We start from the raw sequence: 5,896 nt of genomic DNA on the forward strand, positions 1-5,896 counted from the left end.
ATAGAAAAGAGGAATTGGATTGAATAACAAAAATAAATTAAATAAAACTAGTAAATATATAATGTTATGCTTGATATCTCTATTATCTTTTTCAGAAATAACACCTGATGGAAAAACAAATGTATATGTTGAAAAATCTAATAATGGTACAGAAGTAATAAATATATCTACACCAAGCGACAAAGGAGTATCAGATTCAACATTTGATAAATTTAATGTTGATAAAAAAGGTGCAGTAATAAATAATAGTAGCTCTATTGCAAGGTCTCATATAGCAGGTGTAGTAAGACCAAATGAAAATATAACGAAAAATCCAGCGAAATTAGCATTGCTTCGTGTAACAAGTACAAATAAAAGTGAAATAAAAGGTGTATTAGAAGCACTTAGTAATGATGATTTAGATGTAGTATTATCAAATAAAAATGGTATTACATTAGATGGAGCTAAATTTTTAAATATACATGATATGACTTTAACAACGGGAGAAGTAACATTAAAAAATGGGAATGTAGATAATATTTCAGTTGGAGATGGATTAATAGTAAGTTTAGATGAATTAAATACTAGTAATGTAAATAGAGTAAATATATTATCAAAAGTAGTAGAACTTAAAAAAGATTTAATAGCAAATAAAATAGAAATATTAACAGGAAATAATATATATGATATAAAAGGTTCTAATGTAGAAATAGTAAAAACTCATGAAGGAGAAGTAGGAATACCAATTAGTGCTAATATTTTAGGAAGTGTACATGCAAATACTGTTAGAATAATAGCGACTAAATCAGGAATAGGTGCTAAAAGTATATTAGCTAAAAATGTAGAATTAGATTCAAAGACACAGGCAAAAGTAGATAAGATAAAAGCCGATAAAGTAAAAATAAAAGTAAAAGAAGATTTTAGTATAAAATCCAAAGGAAAAGATAAAAGACATATAATAGCAAATGATAGTTTAAGCATAGAAGCTAATAATATTAGTAATGATGGAGAACTACTATTGTCTAATGTAATTAATCTTAAAGCCAAAAATAAATTGTCTAATTTAAATGGTGGAGTAATTCATGCAGATGAATTTCTAAAAATAAGAGGGAAAAAATTAGATAATAAGGGTAAAGTTCTTAGTTTTGGAAAAGGTAAAGTAATATATATCGATAAAACAACAGGTAAAAAGATAGATGACATAGAAAAGTGGAAAGAAAAACAAGAAGAAGTATATAGATCATATAATGCTTTAAAACAATCAACAACAGATGAAGCAAAAATTAATGCTTTATCAGCTTTTTATGATAAAGTAGTAGTAATAGATGACTCTGAATTTGACTATAGAATATATAAAGATAAGTATTTAGCAAAAGAAAACAAAGATAGAATAGGAACAAAAGGAAAGTTTTACAATCATAAAGGAAGTGAATTACTATCAGAAAAAAATATCGATAAAGTAAAACAAGCTAATAAAGAAGCTATGTATTCAGAATATTCTGATAATTATGATGGAGAAGTAAAAAATAAGTTATTAGATGGTAAATTAGAATTAAGTGATAGAAATACAGTGTTTTCAGTATTAAGTGGAAATAATGTAGACATTCAAATAACAGAAGATGCAAATAATAAAGATGGGCATATAGTAGCCAATGAAAAAAATTACATAAAAGCAAATGAATTTAATAATTCATCTAGTATAGGAAACGAAATATTTAAGATAGAAGATGGTTATGAAAAAATAAAATTCAAAGGAACTTTTGATTGTCCAGGTGCATTAGTATATTGTAATATAAGACATAATGTTACATATTCAAAAGAATTAGATAATGAAAGAATAGTAAATACTAAAGCTTTAAAATCTCAATTAGTGGGAAATGTTGTAATTGATGCTAAAACTACAAACTTTAAAGCATACAAAGAAGATGAAGTTAAAAAAACAGCAACAAAAGAAGACATAGTATATAAGAATAAAAAAGAAGCAGTAGAAATAAAAGGTAAAAAAATAGAATATGATATAGAAGATGATGTGAAATATACAAGCATTAAAAATCTATACTCAAATCCTAATTTTTTGAATAGCATAAAATACAATAAAACAGATTACATAATAGATGAATTTGGAATAGATGAAACACAAAAAGATATAAATGCAAAAAAATCTAATATAACAATAAATGCAAGTAAATTGAATATAAAAGACCAAGAATTAATATATAATGATATGAAATTATCATCAGATGATATAAAGATAATAGCAAGTAATATAAGTGCAGATGAAAAAATAACAATAAAATCTAATAATTTATTGATAAAAGATGAGAAATCAGAAACAACAAAAATAATAAATGAAAAAAATATTTATGGTGATACAGTAGAAAAAAGAAAAATAGAGAGAAGTAAAGCAAGTAATCTAAATGCAAAAAATATATTAATAGATAGCAAAAATACAGATATAGTTGCTAGTAATTTAGATGCAAAAGAAAAAATAGAATTAACAGGAGAAACAGTAAATATATCAAATAGTGTAAGTACTAATACAAAAGAAATAAATAGTACTTCAGTTTCTAATATATTAATTTTGCCAATATTTAATGAAAAAAATAAAGAAATAAAAGAGCAAGTATCTAATAGTAGTAATATTAGTGCAAAAGATTTAGTAATAAATACTAAAAAAACAACAATAAAAGATTCAAATGTAGTTGTTAATAGTCTAAAAACAAAAGGAGATGTAGTTGTTACATCAGATACATTAGAAGATACTATGAAATTAAAAGAAAATTCTCTTTTTGATAAAAGAGATATTGATATAAGTAGAGAAAAAGCAAAAGGTTCAAATATATTAATAAAAGATAAAGCAGAATTTGAAAACCTTAGTTTAATATCATCAAAATTACAAGCTAAAGATTTAGAAGTAAGTGATAAGTTAAATGTAGAAGCAAAAGTATTAAAATCGAAGGAAAAATCTAAAATTTCAAGTTTTAAGTTGATAGATGATGTACAAGCACATTATACTACAATAGAAAAAGATACTAATGGAAAGCTTAAATTAGTAAAACATAGTTTAAATGGTAATAGTGAAACAGAAGATTTATCAGCAGGAGCAAGTGTAACTTTATTTAGTCATAAAGTAGATACGATAATGAATATGAATCAAATGCAAGAGCAGGTCTTAAAGTAACTAATAGTGCAAAGATAAACAAGATGAAAGTATTATCATCAGATGTAGTGTTAAATAATGCAGATATAAATGAAATAGAATCAAATACAACTAAACTAAATAATAAAATAAAAGAAAATTCATATAAAGGTGGAGTAAAAGTAGCAGCCAAGGTAGGCTTAGAATCAAGTGAAGCTAGTATAGGTTTAAATATATCTAATAGAAATGTAAAAGGAACAGAAACAGTACATGAAAATTCTAATATATCATTACTAGGAAATAGTAAGATAGAAAAAGTTGCTAAATTTACATCAACTAATTTAAAATATGGAAATTTAGTAGTAAATGCGAAAAATGTACTATTTGATGCAAATAAAGATAAAAGAGATAGTGTAGTAAATACAACAGGAATAAATTATGGTTATCGNNATAAAAAATGTTACAGAAGGAAGACTAGATAAAGCAGTATCAAATGCAGGAAATGGATTTGTAGGAGCAGTAAATAACTTATCAGGAAATTTAAAAGTAAAAGATAATAAAGATAAATACGCAAATATTCTTGATGAAAATTTAACTAATGGTCAAGTTGAAAAAGATTTAGCTAGTGGAAAAGTAAAAAAAGATTTATCAGGTTTTGTATCAATAAATGGTAGTTTAAGTTTAGATGTAAATAATGTAACTGAGATAAATCACGAAGAAGAAGTGAAAAGCGGTAAATTAACAGGAGGCAAATTAACATTTAATAATAACGAAGAAGTTAAGTATGTTTCAACAATAGTAAAAGATACGAATATAGAGTATAATAATGTTGAAAAGGTAACAAAAGATGTTAAAATAGCGAATAATAAGAAACAAATAATAGATGCATCAGTAGGTGTAGGAGTATCAACAGGATTAGATTTAGCTAATGGTGGTTTAAAACCATTTAATGTAGATATATCAGCAAAAGGTTCTTATGAAGAACAAAAAGAAAAACTTAATAAATTAAATGAATTAACAAATGTATCTGAAACATTTAATAATGTAAAAGATGTTAAATTAACAGGAGTAAAATCAAATAATTCTACAATGAGTGGAAATATTAAGAATTTATTAATAGAAGATGTAAAAGATGAAAGAACAAGAAACAAGGCAGGAGCAGGTTTTGATATCTCAATTTCAGCAATTACAGGAATACCAACAGGTGGTAATGGAGAAATAGAATTTGTAGATACAAGAAAAGAAGTAGTACACAAAAATGAAGTAAGTTTAGAAAATTTAAAAGTAGAAAATTTAGAGAGAAAAGAATTAACAGCTAATAACCATGACAATCAATTTTCATTAAGAGCAGGAACATCAGGAATAAGTTTAAAAGTAAAATCAAATAAATTTGAATTAGACTTAAATGCAAGTGGGGAAACAATAAATGCATTAAAAGATACGAAAGTATTTAAGAAGAAGATAGAGTTAGCGGGAAAAGAGTTAGAGTCAACAGCGATTGCAATAAAAAAATCTGTAAAAAATATTAAAGCAAAACCAGATGATGATACTGACCAGGGAGAAGTAGAAAAAAGAGGATTTCTTGAATTAGGTAATGAAGCATTAAGAAATGATAAAAAGCATAATAAATATACTCAAGCAATAAATGAAGCAGAAATTAAAACAAATGAAGATTTAGAAAAACTAGCTAAGAAATTAGACTTTGATGGATTTAAAGTAGTAAATGAAAATGATAAACCAGCTTATATACAAGAAAGAGAAGGAGAATTACCTAAAAATATCAAACTAGGTGTATTTGTAATTGAAGAAAAAGGTAAGAGATATTTAGCAATAGTAGGAAATAAGATAAGTAAATCGGATTTATTGAAAGGAATTGCAAATGAATGGGCAATAGGAAATGCAATAAATGAAAACAGAGCAAGAAAGAATAGCAAAGGGCAATATTTAGCAACAGCTTTTGGACAAATAGCATCAGATAATATTGATGCTAGAGAAGGAACGATAACATTAGAATATACACCAAAAACATTAATTCCTAAAAATGGGAAGATTATCAGTGATAGAGTAAATACAACATCAGTAGAAGGTAGAATTTCAGGTGGAAAATATGTATCAGTAAATGTAAATGCAGGAATTGGTTATATAGTAGATGATGAAAATAAAAAAAATTATTTCATATCATTAGGTGGAGGTGCAGGTGTGGGTGTAGGTGTTAGAATATCTGCAAATGTAAAAAAAGGTTTTTATCCTTCAATTAAGAAAGCAAAAGATTTACAAGGGATTACGAATAGTTTTGCCTTAAACTTAGGATATAATGGCATTGGAACCTCTTTTAATGCAGATATTGAATCAAGGGGATTTTCAGTAAATGGTAATCGTTTATTTGATAAATTTACTTCTTTTGACAAAGGTACAGAGGCTTCTTTTACTTATAATGTTGCATATACATATGTAATTGATGAAGAATTAAGCAAAGATATTGATAAAATTAAAAAAAAATATAATGAAATTAAGAAAAAATATAATGAAATTAACAAAAATATTAACATAATTAATAATAAAATAAAAAAAGATATTAATGATAAAATTAAAAAAGATTTATATGAATATAGTCATAAATTACATAGAATAATTTATTTTTTCGAAAAAGAAAAAAAATAATGGAAAAATATATTGTTTTTTATACTTGAAAAATTTAAAATTTTTTACATATAAAAGGAGGGAACTATTATGTTTGAAAAAAAAATTATAGGAAGATCAATAGTTAAAGAGTATGGT

1 protein-coding gene is annotated in these 5,896 nt (G+C 24.8%); it reads left to right on the top strand.

Annotation, left to right across the window (positions count from 1 at the left end):
* Nucleotides 1-19: 19 nt before the first annotated feature.
* Nucleotides 20-3,160 (top strand): filamentous hemagglutinin N-terminal domain-containing protein, encoded by a 3,141-nt coding sequence (locus AWT72_RS07725; RefSeq protein WP_067143281.1) that lies wholly within the window; start codon nt 20-22, stop codon nt 3,158-3,160.
* Nucleotides 3,161-5,896 lie beyond the last annotated feature (2,736 nt).

Source organism: Oceanivirga salmonicida (assembly GCF_001517915.1).
Classification (GTDB): domain Bacteria; phylum Fusobacteriota; class Fusobacteriia; order Fusobacteriales; family Leptotrichiaceae; genus Oceanivirga; species Oceanivirga salmonicida.